General features: G+C 66.2%; 13 protein-coding genes. 4 read left to right on the forward strand and 9 right to left on the reverse strand.

Going from position 1 to position 16,132, the window contains the following annotated elements:
- Nucleotides 1–4 precede the first annotated feature (4 nt).
- On the reverse strand, nucleotides 5–1,510 hold the full coding sequence (locus QZ497_RS12545) for a sensor domain-containing diguanylate cyclase (RefSeq protein ID WP_295475193.1): 1,506 nt from the start codon (nucleotides 1,508–1,510) through the stop codon (nucleotides 5–7).
- 352 nt (nucleotides 1,511–1,862) lie between these two features.
- Here QZ497_RS12545 and QZ497_RS12550 point away from each other — a divergent pair, with 352 nt between their 5' ends.
- Complete coding sequence (locus QZ497_RS12550; protein WP_295475196.1) at nucleotides 1,863–4,355, forward strand: PAS domain-containing protein; 2,493 nt, start codon at nucleotides 1,863–1,865, stop codon at nucleotides 4,353–4,355.
- A 24-nt stretch (nucleotides 4,356–4,379) separates the two neighbouring features.
- Here the strand turns inward: QZ497_RS12550 and QZ497_RS12555 are convergent, their stop codons facing one another.
- The 4 genes from QZ497_RS12555 to QZ497_RS12570 all read right to left on the reverse strand — a co-directional run bounded on the left by QZ497_RS12555 (nucleotide 4,380) and on the right by QZ497_RS12570 (nucleotide 8,620).
- Complete coding sequence (locus QZ497_RS12555; RefSeq protein WP_295475199.1) at nucleotides 4,380–5,489, reverse strand: class II histone deacetylase; 1,110 nt, start codon at nucleotides 5,487–5,489, stop codon at nucleotides 4,380–4,382.
- Nucleotides 5,486–6,670 carry an MFS transporter gene (locus tag QZ497_RS12560; RefSeq protein ID WP_295475202.1) on the reverse strand — a complete coding sequence of 395 codons (1,185 nt, stop codon included), beginning with the start codon at nucleotides 6,668–6,670 and terminating at the stop codon, nucleotides 5,486–5,488. The genes QZ497_RS12555 and QZ497_RS12560 overlap by 4 nt, the downstream gene beginning before the upstream one ends.
- Before the next feature lie 10 nt (nucleotides 6,671–6,680).
- Nucleotides 6,681–7,550 (reverse strand): transporter, encoded by an 870-nt coding sequence (locus QZ497_RS12565; RefSeq protein WP_295475205.1) that lies wholly within the window; start codon nucleotides 7,548–7,550, stop codon nucleotides 6,681–6,683.
- Between the two features lie 89 nt (nucleotides 7,551–7,639).
- The gene (locus QZ497_RS12570; RefSeq protein WP_295475208.1) at nucleotides 7,640–8,620 is read right to left on the reverse strand and encodes a LuxR C-terminal-related transcriptional regulator; all 981 of its coding nucleotides are present in this window, start codon (nucleotides 8,618–8,620) and stop codon (nucleotides 7,640–7,642) included.
- Between the two features lie 325 nt (nucleotides 8,621–8,945).
- Between QZ497_RS12570 and QZ497_RS12575 the strand changes: the two genes are divergently transcribed.
- Nucleotides 8,946–10,250 (forward strand): PAS domain-containing protein, encoded by a 1,305-nt coding sequence (locus QZ497_RS12575; protein ID WP_295475211.1) that lies wholly within the window; start codon nucleotides 8,946–8,948, stop codon nucleotides 10,248–10,250.
- Between the two features lie 44 nt (nucleotides 10,251–10,294).
- On the opposite strand, the gene QZ497_RS12580 is transcribed toward QZ497_RS12575, so the two are convergent.
- Nucleotides 10,295–11,422, reverse strand: a complete 1,128-nt coding sequence (locus tag QZ497_RS12580) for an alpha/beta hydrolase (protein WP_295475214.1) — start codon at nucleotides 11,420–11,422, stop codon at nucleotides 10,295–10,297.
- Nucleotides 11,423–11,714: 292 nt separating this feature from the next.
- Here QZ497_RS12580 and QZ497_RS12585 point away from each other — a divergent pair, with 292 nt between their 5' ends.
- Nucleotides 11,715–11,969, forward strand: a complete 255-nt coding sequence (locus QZ497_RS12585) for a hypothetical protein (protein WP_295475216.1) — start codon at nucleotides 11,715–11,717, stop codon at nucleotides 11,967–11,969.
- Nucleotides 11,970–11,974: 5 nt separating this feature from the next.
- Nucleotides 11,975–12,145: a hypothetical protein gene (locus QZ497_RS12590; protein ID WP_295475219.1), complete on the forward strand. Its 171-nt coding sequence runs from the start codon at nucleotides 11,975–11,977 to the stop codon at nucleotides 12,143–12,145.
- A 309-nt stretch (nucleotides 12,146–12,454) separates the two neighbouring features.
- On the opposite strand, the gene QZ497_RS12595 is transcribed toward QZ497_RS12590, so the two are convergent.
- Genes QZ497_RS12595 through yejB form a run of 3 tightly spaced genes read right to left on the reverse strand, consistent with a single transcriptional unit; the run spans nucleotide 12,455 to nucleotide 16,132 of the window.
- Nucleotides 12,455–14,041, reverse strand: a complete 1,587-nt coding sequence (locus QZ497_RS12595; RefSeq protein WP_295475221.1) for an ABC transporter ATP-binding protein — start codon at nucleotides 14,039–14,041, stop codon at nucleotides 12,455–12,457.
- 1 nt (nucleotide 14,042) lies between these two features.
- On the reverse strand, nucleotides 14,043–15,065 hold the full coding sequence (locus tag QZ497_RS12600; RefSeq protein WP_295475225.1) for an ABC transporter permease: 1,023 nt from the start codon (nucleotides 15,063–15,065) through the stop codon (nucleotides 14,043–14,045).
- Nucleotides 15,065–16,132: a microcin C ABC transporter permease YejB gene (gene yejB, locus QZ497_RS12605; protein WP_295475228.1), complete on the reverse strand. Its 1,068-nt coding sequence runs from the start codon at nucleotides 16,130–16,132 to the stop codon at nucleotides 15,065–15,067. Before yejB ends, QZ497_RS12600 begins: the two co-directional genes overlap by 1 nt.

The following is a 16,132-nucleotide window of genomic DNA, read 5'->3' on the forward strand; positions in this document are numbered from 1 at the left end:
ACACCTAGCAGCTGCTGCGCACGTGCGCTTCCACGACTCTGGGCTCGTTCGGTGCAAGCGGCAGGGGCATGCCGAGGTCTTGCCCGATGCCACAGAATCCATCTGGCTCGTCGGTATCGATCAGGTTCACCAGTTGCACGCAATTACGCCCGCAGTTCTTGGCCTGATACAGCGCCTGGTCGGCGCGGATCAGCAGATGCTTGAGATGTTCGGCCCCGCGCGCGACCACCACGCCAATGCTCACCGTCGCGCAGATGGTGGTGGCTTGCCCGCCGTCCACAGGCGCCTGGGCGAAGCGCTGGCGGATCTCTTCGGCGATGCGCAGGGCTTCGGTTGCTGAGTTCACCGGCATCAGCACCGAGAATTCCTCACCGCCGATGCGCCCGATGATGCCCTTCTGGTCGAGGCAGCCGCTGGCCACCTGGGCGAAGGTCACCAGCACCTGATCGCCCGCAGAGTGGCCCCAGGTGTCGTTGATCCGCTTGAAGTGGTCGATGTCCAGCATCAGCACGGCCACCAGGCGCTTTTGCCGCATCAGCGAAGCCAGCCGCTTGGCGGCCTCGTCGTCGAAGGCACGGCGATTGAGCAGGCCGCTGAGCTGATCGTGGGAGGCCAGGTGCTGGACCTGGCGCAGCAACTGCTTGCGAGTGGCGGTAATGATCGCCACGGTCAGCGGGGTGAGGGTGAGGAACAGCACGCCGATACGGATTGATTGCAGGTCTGGAATGGCCAGCGGCCAGGGTACCGAGAGGTCAAGGTAGTGCAGGGAAATCGCAATGATGGTCCAGCAACTGAACATCAGCGTGACCAGCGTGGAGCCGAACAGGTTGTAGGTCATCGCGCACCACAGCAGGGCCGGCACCGAGAACATCACCGCGCCCGGGCCGCCGATGAGGATACCGGCACCACTGGAGAGGATCAGGGCCAGGAAGGGCGTGGCGTGGCGAGCACGGCGTCTGAGGTCGGTCGCCTCGAGGTACTCGCGCCACAGTTGCAGCCAGCGTTGCGGCGGCGGCGAGGTGAGCATCACCGGCAGGATGATCGCGTAATGCAACAGCTCGCCCATGAACCAGAAGTAGAAGCCATCCAGGAACGGCTTGCCGAAAATGTGCTGCATGGCCAGGGCCCCGATGGCGCCGGCACACAGCGAAGCGGCCACGCTGACCAGGATCAGGTGCAGCACCGACCTGCCACTGAGCAACTGCCCATGTTGGGCCGACAGCCGTGACAACAGGGCATAGGCAACCCAGGAACCCGCGACGTTGCCAAGGGTCAGCACAATGGCCTGGAACCAGGTACTCCCGGTGACCAGGTCGGCGATCACGAAGCCGAAGAAGGCACTCAGCCAGGCCGTGGCACCGGCCATGTCGCGGTTACGGAATGCCAGGCCTGCCAGGATGGCGTTGGCCGGCCAGAACGACGACAGCAGGCCGCTTGGCCGCGCGAAGATCCCGCACAGCGCGGCAATGAAGACGATCAGCAGGAGCATGCAGGCTGCCTTCAGGCGCATTTCGACACCTCTTTCCAAAACGACCCTTGCTCCATGCGACGATCAGAGATCAATAGTGGCGATTTGATGTGGTTAGTTCCCTGCAAGCCCGGACATTTTTAGTGGATATGTTCGAAAACGCTTGGTGTGGAACGAACTTAGCTGCGCGGTTGTCAGCAAGGCAGACACCCGCCAGTTTTCGTATGGCGGCGTAATCCTGGTTTCAACCACGTTTTTCAAGGCAATCAGCGGAACGGTCTGCGCAGTACGTGTGCGGCCCACGAGTCGTTGTGCGCACGCCGCAGTCCAAGCCAGGCACAGCCACCCTGTGCAGGCCCCGACTGGCGGCCTTCATGCTTCAGGTACGTTATCCATGTCCGAGTGCGTTTCCGTGTTTGAAGAGGCCGCCGAGCGGCCTTCCAGCGATGTGAACCTTCTGGTGCACGGGTATTCCCCCACGGCGCTGATCGAGCGCGAGCGCGAAGTGCTCGGGCAGATCGCCGCTGGCGTACCCCTGGCCGAAGTGCTCAACAACCTGGTACTGGCGGTAGAGGCGCAGAGCGAGAACATGCTCGCCTCGGTGCTGTTTGTCAGCGACGACGGCCAGTACCTGTTGCACGGCGCGGCGCCGAGCCTGCCCGATGCCTACAACGAAGCGATCCACGGCATTCCCATCGGTGACGGCATCGGCTCATGCGGAAGCGCCGTGGCGCGTGGCGCGCCCGTGTTCGTCGATGACATCGTCACCGATGCGCTGTGGGCAGACTACGCGGCCCTGGCGGTTTCCCATGGCCTGCGTTCGTGCTGGTCGATGCCGATCCGGGCGGCCGACGGCGCGATCCTCGGCACCTTCGCGGTGTACTACGGGGAACCTCGTTCGCCGACCCAAGGCGACATCGAGGCCATTGCAGTCATTGCCCAGACCGCTGCCCTGGCCATCGAGCGCCATCGCTCCGAGCAACGCCTGCGCCGCAGCAAGGATGAGCTGAGTGCGCTCAACCGCGAGCTGGAGCGCAAGGTCAACGAGCGCGCCACGCAGCGCAGCCGCACCTGGATGCTCAGCCCCGACCTGCTCTCGGTCATCGATGCCGAGGGCCTGATCGAGGCGGCCAACCCGGCCTGGCGAGCGACCCTGGGCTGGTCGCCGGAAGACGCGCCTGCCACGTTCTTTTCGTTCGTCCACCCCGAGGACCTGGCGGCCAGCCAGGCGATTTTCGCCCAGGCGGTGCAGGGCCAGCCGGTTCTGCGCTTCGAAAACCGGGCGCGCCATCAGGATGGCAGCTACCGCTGGTTGTCCTGGGTGGCCGTACTGGAAGACGGCAAGGTGTACTGCAGTGCGCGGGACATCTCACCGGAGAAAGCGCAGGAAGCCGTGCTGGCCGAGCGCACCCTTGAGCGTGACCGGGCCTGGGGCCTGTCGCAGGAGCTGCTGGTGATCGCTTCGCCTGCCGGCGCCCTGGAGGCGGTCAATGCGCGCTGGACGGAACTCCTCGGTTGGGCCGAGCACGAACTGCTCGGCCAGCGCCTGTGCGAGCACATTCACCCCGATGATCGCGAGGCGAGTGCCGTGGCCTTCGACTCGGTTGTCGAGGCGCCGCTGACCGCGCCTCACGAAATGCGCATCCAGCACCGCAACGGCACCTACGAATGGTTCAGTTGGACCGCTACCTTCCAGGACGGGCGTATCTACGCCGCCGGTCGCCACGTGACCGCCGAGCGCGAGCAGGCCGAAGCCCTGCGTCAGTCGCAGAAGATGGAAGCCGTTGGCCAGTTGACCGGCGGGGTGGCGCATGACTTCAACAACCTGTTGACGGTGATTCGTTCGTCCACCGACCTGCTGCTGCGCGATGACCTCGACGAGCCGCGGCGTGCGCGCTACATCCAGGCGATTTCCGAAACCGTCGACCGCGCCGCCAAGCTCACCGGGCAACTGCTGGCCTTCGCCCGGCGCCAGGCGCTCAAGCCGGAGGTCTTCGGAGCCGGCGACAGCGTCAGGGCGATGTGCGCGATGATCAAGACGTTGACTGGCTCGCGCATCGAGGTGGTCGCCGATTTGCCAAGCCGCAGCTGCTTCGTGAATGCCGACCCCAGCCAGTTCGATACGGCGTTGGTGAACATGGTGGCCAATGCCCGTGACGCCATGAACGGCGAGGGTCAGTTGAGCATCGCCGTGCGTGCGGTGGATTCCATGCCGACCATGCATGGCCAGCCGCCGATCAGCGGGCCCTTCGTTGCCTTGTCGATCACCGATACCGGCATTGGCATTCCGGCCAACCTACTGGAGCGCATCTTCGAACCGTTCTACACCACCAAGGAGATCGGCCAGGGCACCGGCCTGGGACTCAGCCAGGTGTTCGGCTTCGCCAAGCAGTCTGGTGGCGAGGTCACGGTGGTCAGCGAAGTCGGCCAGGGCACCACGTTCACTCTCTACCTGCCGCGCGTCGAAGCCCCGGCTTGCACGCCCGAACCGCCTGTGGCCGACCAGCCGCTGGTGGTCGGCCACGGCACCCGGGTGCTGGTGGTCGAGGACAACCCCGATGTTGGCGCCTTCGCCACCCAGGCCCTGGCCGAACTGGGCTATGTGACAGTCCTGGCCACCGACGCCGACAGCGCCCTGGCCGAGCTGGGCGAGGATGCCGCCGGCTTCGACGTGGTGTTCTCGGATGTGGTGATGCCGGGCATGAGCGGCCTGCAGCTGGTCAACGAACTGCGCCAGCTCTACCCGCAGTTGCCGGTGGTGCTGACCTCCGGCTACAGCCACGTGCTGGCCAAGCACGGCACCGATGGCTTCGAGCTGCTGCACAAGCCGTATTCGGTCGAACAGCTGTCGCGGATTCTGCGCAAGGTCACCCAGAGCCGCGCCTGAGCGGCTCTGGAATGACATCGGGCATCAGCCCAACTGTACGGCCAGGGTGTCGAGGTGCTGAAGCAGGAAGCGCCGGTGGGCTGCGCCGGGCTGTTGCAGGTGCAGCAGCTCCAGCAACGGGTCTTGCACGGCGGTGCGTACCCCGGCCAGTTCCTCGATGACCGCCAGGCCGCAGAACGGCACGTAGGCCTCGGCGTAGCCACCTTCATGGACCATCACCAGGCGCCCGCCACAGTGACGTTCGGCGGCCTCGCGTAGCAGCGCGGTCATGGCCCGGTACGAGTCGCTGTGCAACAGCATGCGCGCCAGGGGGTCCACGGCGTTGGCGTCGAAGCCACAGGCCACCACGATCAGCTCTGGGGCGAAGCGCTCCAGGGCCGGCAGTACGATGCGTTGCATGGCGTGCAGGTAGGCCTCGTGGCCACTGCCGGCAGGCAGCGGAACATTCAGGTTGAAACCGGCCCCGGCGCCCTCGCCGCGATCCTCTGCGCCGCTGTAGCCCGGTGGATAGCAGTTCTCCTGGTGCAGGGAAATGGTCAGCACGTCGGCGCGTGTGGCGTAGATCGACTGGGTGCCGTTGCCGTGGTGCACGTCCCAGTCGATCACCGCGACCCGGCCCAGGCCGTGCCGGGCCTTGGCGGCTTCGATGGCTACCGGGATGTTGGCCAGGAAGCAGAAGCCCATGGCCTGGTCGGCCAGGCAGTGATGCCCCGGCGGGCGCGACAGCGCGTAGGCATTGTCGGCTTCGCCCTTGAGCACCGCATCCACCGCCGCGATGGCCATGCCCGCCGAGAGCCTGGCGATCTCGTAGGTGCCCGGGCCGATGGGCGCCTGCGGTCCCAGCTCGCCGCCGCCGGCCTCGCTCAAGGCCTTGAAGCGTTCCAGATAGTGGGCCGGATGGACGCGCAGCAGGTCCGCTTCATCGGCGGGGCGGGCCACCGGGCTCGACAACTGCCGGCCCAGCCCGGAGACATCCAGCAGGCTTTTCAGGCGCCGCTTGCTGTCGGGGGACTCAGCGAAGCTGGCGGCATTCGGCGGCTGCACCCAACCGCCCACAGGGAGGATCAGGGCATGCATGCCGGCGCTGTGCCAGAAACACAGTTCATCAGAGAAAAACGCGGTACGACGGGTCATGGTCGGGCTCCAGAGGGGGCAGTGACAGGGGAAGGCGAAGGCGCGCCGGCGCGAACCGCCAGCAGCACGCTCAAGGAAAGGGCCAGGCAGGCAATGCTGCCGAGCAGCACGACATTCATGCCCAGGCTGGACTCCAGCAGCGGGCCAGCGAGCACCGGGCCCAGGGCCAGGCCGCCGCCGATCACCAGGTTGACGCTGTTCATCAACCGCCCCTGCGGGTCCATGTCGGCTACGCAGGCGAGGATGAAGGGCAGGGCGAAGGTCCAGGTGTATTTGAACAGCAGCGCCGCGACGGCGAAGCGCGCCAGGTCCGGCAGGCCCAGCAGCAGCGCCACGGCCAGGGCCATCAGCCCATAGCCGGCCACCAGCAGCAATGGCCGCGGCCAGCGGGCGCCGATGAACGTGGCGCACAGTGAACCGGCGATGCCCAGCAGGGTGGCGACCGAGAGAATGCGCCCGCTGCTGCTCGGGTCGATGGCTGCCGCGCTGGCGATACTGCCGATGAAGGTCCACACCGCACTGAGCCCCACATAGAACAGCAGTACGGCGAGCAGGGCGCAGACGCCGGCCAGCCGACTGCGGGCCACGGGCTGCTGGCCAGGGCGCGGCGCCGGCGGCTGGGCGCGCTGCGGCAGGGCCGTGGCCAGTGGCAGGCAGGCCAGCATCAGCGCCGCCAGGCCCAGGTACAGCGCCTTGAGGCCGTAGCTGGCGAACAGCGGCGGCAATAGCCACAAGCCCACGGCGCCGAGAATCAGCTGGCCGCTGACCCACAAGCCATAGACCCGCTCGGGCTGGCGACTGCTGGCGGCGCTGGCGATGCACACCACCATCAGCGTGCCGCCGCCCAGGGCGCTGAGGATGCGCAGGCTCATCAACAGGCCATAGTCTGCCGTCCAGGCCGAGGCCAGGTTGGTGACGATGAACAGTACGGCGGCGGCCTGGGCCACGCGCCGCCAGTCGCAGCGGCGCTGCCAGTAGTAGGCCGGCAGGGTCGCCAGGCTCATCACCGCCAGTTCGGCGCTGAGCAGCTGGCCGATGCGCGCCGGGTTCAGGCCCAGTTGCAGCGCGTATTGGGTGGCCACCGCCGGGGCGGTCATCAGCACGGCCGGGACGATGGCGGCGAACAGCACGATGGCCGCCAGACGCAGCGGGGCAAGCCCCGTGGATTGGGCAACAGACATGGCAGGCTCCTTAGAACACGTGGACGAAACGCAGTAACAGGTTGTTCTGCGCGAAGGTGTTTTCGCTGGCCACGTTGCGGGTCAGGCCCAGCAGCACCTGGTTGCGGCTATCCAGCCAATGGCCGACCTCGAAGCCGACCTGGGTGTAGCGCTGGTGCGTGTCGTCCAGGCGGCGGCCCTGCAGTTGCAGCTCGCCGCCATCGGCGTGGATCAGGCGCAGCGCGCCGTAGGTGGTGGCGGTGAAGTCGTAGGAGGCGAAGGCCTGCAGGCGGTACAGCGGCTTCTGCTCCAGGTCCGAGCCGTAGTAGTCATCGTTCTTGCCGTAGAGGAAGGCTTCGATGTTGCCCTCGACCACCCACTTCTCGCCCAGGCCCTGGGTGTAGTTGTAATTGAGGTTGAGCATCCAGCGATTGGTGCCCGGCGAAACGTCCGGGTTGCGCCCGTGGTATTCGCCGAGCGGCACGCTGAGCATGGTCAGCAGGCCGCTGTAGGTACGGGTTTGCGGGTCGTTGATGAAGAACAGCGTGCCGCCCACCTGTGGGTCGCCCAGGCCGCGTTCGCTGCGGCTGCCGGTGGTGCCGGGCAGGGTCGCGTCGATGTCGGCGTAGGGAATGATGAACTGCGGCGTGCACAGGGTGCCGCAAATGTCGCTGAACCACAGTTGCCGGTAGGCAAAGGCGTTCACTGACAGCTCGGCCTTGCCGGTGGTGTCGGCCGGGCCGTGGTAGTTGTTGGCCCGGGTCAGCGGCAGGTAGGCGACCCCCAGGCTGGTGCCCACCGGGGCGGAGAAGAAGTCCCGGGCGTTGAGGTCGGCGGCCTGCAAGGGGGTGTAGGCCAGGCTGGCCGCCAGTGGCCAAAAGGGAGCGAAGCGTTTGAGCATGGGGGCGTTTCCTTGTCGTGGGTGGGCAGAAGCGGGCAAAGCTCCCCCAACCCCGCCAAGTGGTTGGCAGGGAGGGTGTGGCACGCGGGTCAGAGGGGTGGGGAGTGCAGGTGGCGGGCGATGCCGGCCTTGCTGTTCACGCCGAGCTTGGCGTAGATGCCGCGTATGTGATGGCGCACCGTGTTCGGCGCCAGGCCCAGCTCACGCGCAATTTCCTTGTAGGTGCTGCCGCCGCCGAAACGCTCGGCCACGTCGGCTTCGCGGGCGCTGAGCTGGTCGAGCACCGGTAGCGGGCTGGCGCAGAGCAGCAACAGGTCGCCCACTTGCGTGGAGGTAAGCTGCACCCGGCGGCCCCGGTAGCCTTCCGGGTGCACCTCGGTGGGTAATTGCGGGCCGCTCCACTGCGGCCACTCCAGCAGCAGCCGTTGCACGAAACCGTGCTCGGCGTAATGCAGCGTGCCAAAGCGGTCACACACCGCCAGGGCCAGGGTGAGCGGGGTGTCGAGGGTTTCGCGCAGCGCCACCAGGGCGCGGATCTGGTTGGCGCCTTCGGCGGCCACCAGGTGCGGCATGAGGTGGTCGAGCAGAAAGCGCTCGTGGTCGGTGAAGGCGGGCGCGCCAATGGCGCGGTACAGGGTCAGGTGTACGCGCAGCTGGGTTTGCGGGTCGATGTGGATGATGCACAGGAACTGCCCGAAACCATGCCGGCGCGCCAGCCACTTGAGCCCGGGCGTTGAATCGGCAGCCTGGCTGTCGACCAGCACCGAGCGTGACGGCTGGGCGTGGGTGAGGGCCACGGTGGGGTCCTGCTCGCGGATCGACTGCCAGTCCGCCACGTACTGCGCCGGCAGGCCGAACACGTAACTGCTGTGCTCATCGGGCAGACCTTCCACCACCGCCGCACGACCCCACCAGGCCTTGTCGAAGGCGATCAGGGCCTGGAGCTGCTGCAGGGCATGCTGATGGAAACCGGCCAGCGGCTGGTCCTGGGCGAGGCGCTGAAGTTCGAGGATCAGCCTGTTGAAAGTGCTGAAACTGAGCGAGACAAGGCGTGCGTCGTTGGGGCTCATGGGGCGAATACCTGGCTGCGACTTTGTTTTTATTGTTCGAGCTGTTTTCAGCTCTCAGTCATCAGTGGGCGGCCGGAGTGGGCAGGGCCTGGTGCCGAGTATGTGGCATCCATGAGGGGGCGGCCATCCTGCAGATGCAGGATGGGCGGCGCGGCTCGGCGGTTTCACGGCTGTTGCGCAGCGCGCGGAACCGCGGGCAACGCTGTGTGTCAGAGCGATAGCTTGGTGCCACTATTTGCGCGACAGGACACTGATTCGCGATGGCTGGCACCTCGTTCGCGCCATGGACAGGGCCGCCCCCATACCTCCCAGAGTACCCCCCAAGATGCTTCCACTATTTCGCCCACGCGGCGAACGCCAGGCCCTCGACCAACTCATCGACAGCATCACCGCCAGCGGCGGCAACCAGGTCCGGGAAGGTGCCGGCTGGGCGCTGGTCCGCGAGGCCTGGACCGGCCAGGCACAGCAAGCCGCGCTGGACAAAGCGCGCATTCTGGAGCTGGAGCGCGAACTGGAAACCGCTCGCAATCTGCTGGCCGAGGCCGATGCGTCGGCCAGCGCCGCTGCTACGCGCTTCGACCTGGTCAATCGCGCCTCCAGCGAAGGGCTGTGGGACATGGAAGTGGTGGCTGGCGACCCGGTGAACCCGCGCAACCGCTTCTGGTGGTCGCCGCAGATGCGCGCGATGCTGGGTTTTCGCGACGAGCAGGATTTCCCCAACGTCCTGGCCAGTTGGGCTGACCGTCTGCACCCGGATGACAAGCAGGCCACCCTCGACGCCTTCGCCCGTCACCTCAATGACAAGACCGGCAACACCCCCTATAAGGTCAAGAACCGCCTGGCGCTGAAAAACGGCACCTACCGCTGGTTCTACGCCCAGGGCGAAACCCTGCGCGACAGCCGTGGCATGCCGCTGCGGGTGGCCGGTTCGCTGCGTGACATCCATGACGAACTGCAGCGCGCCGAAGAGCACGACGTGATCATCACCCGCTTCGAACTGGCCCGTGAGATGCTCTCCGACGGCCTGTGGGACATGGCGGTCATCGCCGGAGACCCGGTCAACCCGAGGAACCCCTTCTGGTGGTCACCGCAGTTCCGCCGCCTGCTGGGCTTCGAGACCGTCGAAGAATTCCCCGACGTGCTGGACAGTTGGGCGTCGCGCCTGCACCCGGAAGACAAGGAGCGCAGCATCGCCGCCTTCCAGGCCCACCTCACCGACCGCAGCGGCAAGACCCCGTTCGATATCGAGTACCGTCTGAAGATGAAGAGTGGCGAATATCGCTGGTTCCGCGCCCGCGGCCAGACCAGGCGCGATGCCCAGGGCGCGCCGCTGCGTGTGGTGGGTGCGCTGGTGGACGTTGAGCTGCAGCACCAGCAACAGGCCATGCGCGAAGCCGAGTCGCAGCACCAACGCAGCTTGGAAGCCAACATCGCGCAACTGACACAGATCGTCACCACCATCCAGAGCATCGCCAGCCAGACCAACCTGCTGGCCCTCAACGCGGCCATCGAAGCCGCCCGCGCTGGCGCGGCCGGGCGGGGCTTCGCGGTAGTGGCCGACGAAGTGCGCAAACTGGCGACCCGCACCACCGAAGCTACGCAGCAGGCGGCGGACATGATGCGTTCCTGAGGCCAGTGCAAGGCCTCAGGGGCGCGAGCAGTGGCGGCAGCGGGCTAGGCTGGCCGAGTGGGCGCTGGCTGCTCAGCCCGCGCCTGTAAGGCCTGAAGGAATTCCGCTGCCAGGTGATGCGCCCACGGATAGGCGCTGAAGCCGGCCAGGTACGCGCAATGGCTGCCGCGTGAGGTGACCGCCAGCAGCGTGCGCGGCATGCGCGCCATGGCCTCTTGGTGATCCTGCACGTTGTCCAGTACGCAGACCGGGTCGTCTTCGGCATTGAGCACCAGCAGCGGGATGCTGACGTTGGTCATCACCGATATCGGGTTGCAGTGCTCAAGAAAGGCCTGATGGCTGGGGTAACCCGCGCATTCGTACAGGTGCTGGTGAAATTCATCCAGGCTCTGCGCATTCTCCAGGGCGGCAAAGCTCGGCAGGTGCGCCAGGGTCTCGCGGTTCGGGGTAACGAACTGGCGCACCAGCTTTCGCGCCATCAGCCGGGTGAAGGGCGCCCGCGAGCGGGCGAAGGCAACGCTGATGTCATAGCCCGGGCAATAGGCGAAGGCGCCACGCAGCGGGGTGTCGGCGCCCTGTTCGCCGAGGTAGCGGATCAGCAGGCCGGTGCCGGCCGAGATACCGGCAGCGTAGAGCGTGGAGTGCGGGTAGCGCTCGCTGACCACGCGCAGTTGCTCGCGCAGGTCGTCGCTGTCGCCCATGGTGTTGAACCTGGCGCTGGTCAGCGGCAGGGTGCCATGGCCGCGCCGCTCACAGAACACCACGCGCCAGCCGGTCAGCCGCTGCAGGTCGCCGACGAAGCCGCGCATGCTGTGCGGTGAACCGGTGATGGTGTGCAGCACCACCAGGGTCGGCACTTGCGGCGGCAATTGCGCACCCAGCCAATGCAGCGCCGTGGTGCCGCCATCGGCCATGCGCAGGGTGTCGGTGCGGTCGTACTGCAGGCGCGGCGCGAAGGCTTTCTTCAGCCCCAGGCCCAGCAGCTGCAAGTGGCCGTTGAACAGCCAGGGCGTGACCCAGAAGCGTCGGCGCAGGCGGGGCAACTCGGCAAGCAGCTGCCGGTTTTCCGGGTTGGGCTGATAGACCAGCTGTGGCTTACGCGCCGCCGTGCGCAGGTAGTGGATCACCAGCCCGACAGCCAGCAGGGTAACGACGAGGGTCCAGAACGACATGAAAGGTCCTTGAAACAGAGAGCGGCCAGCGGTGCAGCATACCTGCACCGCTTGAGGCAGGACTACGGTATCGCTGCCGGGCGAGGCCACGCGGGACCCGTCTGACCCGGCCCTGCCTTCAGGTGTATGAACGACGGGGCGTGCAACAGAGTCGCCGTTGGCCTCGCCCCCCTGGCCTGTCGACGCCACGCCGAGATGTCCGCTCGTCGATCACTCCCGCACTTCTGCCTGGCGCGCTGCCTCTGACCTTCAAGCACGCAGATTTCCTGCGGTGTAGAAAAGGAGCGTAGCCATGGTGAACGAAAACAACGGCCCGGACGCCGCCTACCCTGGCCCGGCAGAGCAAGCACCGGACACCCCTGAAAGCCCCACCCCCGGCGTCGACCGCGCGCCTTCCGAACCCCAGCAGGGCCAGGAGCACGAGCCCGATGGCGAGCGGCCGGTGGACTGGAACCCGCCACCGGGCAACCCCGGCTCCGACCAGGACGCCCAGACCCGGCGCGACAATGGCGGGGCGAAGACCGACAGCCTGATCGACGCGGAGTAGCGAGCATGCACAGCGATGAACAGCGTGGGGGCCAGCCTGGCGCGGAAGACGACAGCGTTGCCGGGCAAGACCAGCCGCCCGAAAAGCCCGACAAGGACGCCGGGCATGACGGCCCGCACCCCAGCCAATACCCCAACTCGCTGCCGCCTTCGCACTATGCGGATGAGGACGAGTGAGGCTGACTCGCCCGCCTTCACGAGAAAAACGCTAGAAGGTGGTGGGTGACCCCCGGACCTGTTGGCGAGCTTGCTCGAGAAAAGCGGGCAACGCCGCTTTATCCGCTGTGAACGTAACGCCGCCTTCGCGAGCAAGCTCGCTCCCACACCTACCCCCTAAACGCAATATCGTTCGATTAAACGCTGCCCAGCTGTTGTGGGAGCGAGCTTGCTCGCGAAGAGGCCGACAAAGTCACCTCATTGGTGGTGAACATGACGCCGCCTTCGCGAGCAAGTTCGCTCCAGCGGTCTAATCGACGAGCAGTGGGCCTAGCTGGCAAACACCAACCCCGAGGAGCGCAGCAGTTCCTGGGTGTAGGGCTGTTGCGGTGCGGCGAAGATCTCGCGGGATGCGCCCTGTTCGACCACCTTGCCGTCCTTGATGACGATCAGGTCATGCGCCAGGGCGTGCACCACGGCCAGGTCGTGGCTGATGAACAGGTAGGTCAGCCCATGGCGAATCTGCAGGTCGCGCAGCAGGGCGACAATCTGCTTCTGCACGGTGCGGTCCAGCGCCGAGGTGGGTTCATCGAGCAGGATCAGCTCCGGCTCCAGCACCAGCGCGCGTGCGATGGAAATGCGCTGGCGCTGGCCGCCGGAAAACTCGTGGGGGTAGCGGTGGCGGCTGGCCGGGTCCAGGCCCACTTCGCCCAGCACGCGAATCACCGTTTGTTCACGCTCGGTGGGTGTGCCGATGCCGTGGGTGACCAGGCCTTCGGCAATGATCTGCGCCACGGTCAAGCGCGGGCTGAGGCTGCCGAACGGGTCCTGGAACACCACTTGCAGCCGACGCCGCAGCGGGCGCATCAGGTGCTGGCTGTGCAGGCTCAGTTCCTTGGTGCCAAAGCGAATGCTGCCCTCGGAGTCGATCAGGCGCAGGATGGCCTGGCCGAGCGTCGACTTGCCCGACCCCGACTCGCCGACGATGCCCAGGGTCTTGCCCTTGAGCAGCTCGAAGCTCACCCCGTCCACGGCCTTCACGTATTGCGGTTCGCGCTTGAACCACGCCTTGCCCAAGGGAAACCAGACCTTCAGGTCTTGCACCGACAGCAGGGTGTTGGTGTGCGGTGAGGCCACCGGTTCGCCGTCGGGCTCGGCATTGATCAGCATTCGGCTGTAGGGATGCTGCGGGCTGTCGAACAGGCTCTGGCAGTCGGCCTGCTCGACGATCTCGCCTTGGCGCATCACGCACACGCGCTGCGCGATGCGGCGCACCAGATTGAGGTCGTGGCTGATCAGCAGCAGCGACATGTTCAGGCGCTGCTGCAACGACTTGAGCAGTTCGAGGATCTTCACCTGCACGGTGACGTCCAGTGCGGTGGTGGGTTCGTCGGCGATCAGCAGGTCGGGTTCGTTGGCCAGGGCCATGGCAATCATGACCCGCTGGCGCTGCCCGCCTGACAGCTGGTGCGGGTAGGCCTTCATCCGCGCCTGCGGATCGCGGATGCCCACCAGTTCCAGCAGTTCCAGGGTGCGCTGCCGGGCCGCCTTGCCCTTGAGGCCCTTGTGGGTGACGAGGATTTCACCGATCTGCTTTTCCACCCTGTGCAGCGGGTTGAGCGAGCTCATGGGCTCCTGGAAGATCATCGCCACGCGATTGCCGCGCAGGCTGCGCAGTTGTTTGTCGCTGGCGCTGACCAGGTCGAGCCCGTCGTAGCGAATCGAGCCCTGGGTGCTGACGTGCTTGGCCGGCAGCAGGCGCAGGATCGAATGCGCGGTGACCGACTTGCCCGAGCCGGACTCACCCACCAGCGCCAGGCATTCGCCGCGGCGGATGTCGAGGCTGACCCCGTGCACCACTTCACGGCCGTTGAAGGCGACGCGCAGGTCGCGGATTTCAATCAGGTTGTCTTGCATGTCAGCTCCGAGGGTCGAAGGCGTCGCGGCAGGCTTCGCCGATGAACACCAGCAGCGACAGGATCAGCGCCAGCGCCACAAAGGCCGTCAGCCCCAGCCACGGCGCCTGCAGGTTGCGCTTGGCCTCGCCGATCAGTTCGCCCAGCGAAGCGCTGCCGGCCGGCATGCCGAAGCCGAGAAAGTCCAGGGCGGTGAGGGTGGCGATGGCGCCGGTGACGATGAACGGCAGGTAGGTAAGGGTGCTGGTCATGGCGTTGGGCAGAATGTGCCGCCACATCAGTGCCGCATCGGTCAGGCCCAGGGCTCGCGCGGCCTTGACGTACTCCAGGTTGCGCCCGCGCAGGAACTCGGCGCGCACCACGTCGACCAGCGCCAGCCAGGAGAACAGCGCCATGATGCCCAGCAGCCACCAGAAGTTGGGCGAGACGAAGCCGGAGAGGATGATCAGCAGGTACAACAGCGGCAGCCCCGACCAGATTTCCTGGACGCGCTGGCCGAGCAGATCGGTCATGCCGCCGTAGTAGCCCTGGATTGCCCCGGCGCAGATGCCGATCAGGGTGCTGATGGCGGTGAGCAACAGCCCGAACAGAATGGAAATTCGCGCACCGAACAGCACCCGTGCCAGCACGTCACGCGCCTGCTCGTCGGTGCCCAGCCAGTTGCGGGCATCCGGCGGGCTGGGCGAGGGCGCGTCCAGGTCGTAGTTGATGGTGTCGTAGCTGAAAGGAATGGGCGCGAACAGCATCCAGCCCTGCTTCGCCGCAATCAGCTGGCGCACATAGTCGCTGGCGTAGTCCGGCTCGAAGGGCAGTTCACCGCCAAAGTCGGTTTCCAGGTAGGTGTGCAGCGCCGGGTAATACAGCGCGCCGTCGTAGCTGAGCAGCAGCGGCTTGTCGTTGGCGATCAGCTCGCCGCACAGGCACACCAGCAGCAGGCCGATGAAGATCCACAACGACCACCAGCCGCGCCGGTTGGCCTTGAACAGCGCCATGCGTCGCTGGCTCTGGGGAGAGAACTCGAACATCAGGCGCTCCTTGCGGAAAAGTCGATGCGCGGGTCGACCAGCGTGTAGCACAGGTCGCCGAGCAGTTTGATCAACAGGCCGAACAGGGTGAACAGGAACAGCGTGCCGAACACCACCGGGTAATCCCGCGACACGGCGGCCTCGTAGCTCATGCGCCCCAGCCCGTCGAGGCCGAAGATGGTTTCGATCAGCAGCGAGCCGGCGAAGAACACCTCGATCAGCGCCTGGGGAATGCCGGCCACCACCAGCAGCATGGCGTTGCGGAACACATGCCCGTACAGCACGCGGTGTTCGGTGAGGCCCTTGGCCCGGGCGGTGACCACGTACTGGCGGCTGATCTCGTTGAGAAAGCTGTTCTTGGTGAGGATGGTCAGGGTGGCGAAACCGCCGATCACCAGCGAGGTGACCGGCAACACCAGGTGCCACAGGTAGTCCTTCACCTTGGCCCAGGTGCCGAGGCTGGCGACGTTTTCCGAAAACAGCCCCTGTGCCGGAAACCAGCTCAGGTAGCTGCCACCGGCGAACACCACGATCAGCAGAATGGCGAACAGAAACGCCGGCGTGGCGTAGCCGATGATCACCAGGGTGCTGCTCCACACATCGAACGCGCTGCCATGCCGCACGGCCTTGCGAATGCCCAGGGGTATGGAAATCAGGTAGGTGATCAGCGTCGCCCACAGCCCGAGCGACAGCGACACCGGCAGTTTCTGGGCGATCAGTTCGGTGACCGGTGCGCCGCGAAAGAAGCTGGTGCCGAAGTCCAGTTGTGCGTAGTTCTTGAGCATCAGCCACAGGCGTTCGTGCATCGGCTTGTCGAAGCCGTAATGCGCCTTGATCGCCTCGATCAGCGCCGGGTCCAGGCCACGGGTGCTGCGGCTGGCGGTGCCGCTGGCGGCCACTTCGCCGCCACCGCCGCCGACGCCGTTGGGGCTGAAGCCCTGGATGCGCGCGATGGCCTGTTCTACCGGCCCGCCGGGCGCGGCCTGCACGATCATGAAGTTGACGACGAGAATGGCCAGCAGCGTGGGAATGATCAGCAGCAGGCGTCGAATCACATAAGCCAGCAT

It is taken from the genome of uncultured Pseudomonas sp., assembly GCF_913777995.1.
Classification (GTDB): Bacteria; Pseudomonadota; Gammaproteobacteria; order Pseudomonadales; family Pseudomonadaceae; genus Aquipseudomonas.

Excerpts from the sequence above, each read along its gene's own strand:
- QZ497_RS12545 (WP_295475193.1), bottom strand. The coding sequence starts at position 1,510 with ATGCGCCTGAAGGCAGCCTGCATGCTCCTGCTGATCGTCTTCATTGCC.
- QZ497_RS12550 (WP_295475196.1), top strand. The coding sequence starts at position 1,863 with ATGTCCGAGTGCGTTTCCGTGTTTGAAGAGGCCGCCGAGCGGCCTTCC.
- QZ497_RS12555 (WP_295475199.1), bottom strand. The coding sequence starts at position 5,489 with ATGACCCGTCGTACCGCGTTTTTCTCTGATGAACTGTGTTTCTGGCAC.
- QZ497_RS12560 (WP_295475202.1), bottom strand. The coding sequence starts at position 6,670 with ATGTCTGTTGCCCAATCCACGGGGCTTGCCCCGCTGCGTCTGGCGGCC.
- QZ497_RS12565 (WP_295475205.1), bottom strand. The coding sequence starts at position 7,550 with ATGCTCAAACGCTTCGCTCCCTTTTGGCCACTGGCGGCCAGCCTGGCC.
- QZ497_RS12570 (WP_295475208.1), bottom strand. The coding sequence starts at position 8,620 with ATGAGCCCCAACGACGCACGCCTTGTCTCGCTCAGTTTCAGCACTTTC.
- QZ497_RS12575 (WP_295475211.1), top strand. The coding sequence starts at position 8,946 with ATGCTTCCACTATTTCGCCCACGCGGCGAACGCCAGGCCCTCGACCAA.
- QZ497_RS12580 (WP_295475214.1), bottom strand. The coding sequence starts at position 11,422 with ATGTCGTTCTGGACCCTCGTCGTTACCCTGCTGGCTGTCGGGCTGGTG.
- QZ497_RS12585 (WP_295475216.1), top strand. The coding sequence starts at position 11,715 with ATGGTGAACGAAAACAACGGCCCGGACGCCGCCTACCCTGGCCCGGCA.
- QZ497_RS12590 (WP_295475219.1), top strand. The coding sequence starts at position 11,975 with ATGCACAGCGATGAACAGCGTGGGGGCCAGCCTGGCGCGGAAGACGAC.
- QZ497_RS12595 (WP_295475221.1), bottom strand. The coding sequence starts at position 14,041 with ATGCAAGACAACCTGATTGAAATCCGCGACCTGCGCGTCGCCTTCAAC.
- QZ497_RS12600 (WP_295475225.1), bottom strand. The coding sequence starts at position 15,065 with ATGTTCGAGTTCTCTCCCCAGAGCCAGCGACGCATGGCGCTGTTCAAG.
- yejB (WP_295475228.1), bottom strand. The coding sequence starts at position 16,132 with ATGCTGGCTTATGTGATTCGACGCCTGCTGCTGATCATTCCCACGCTG.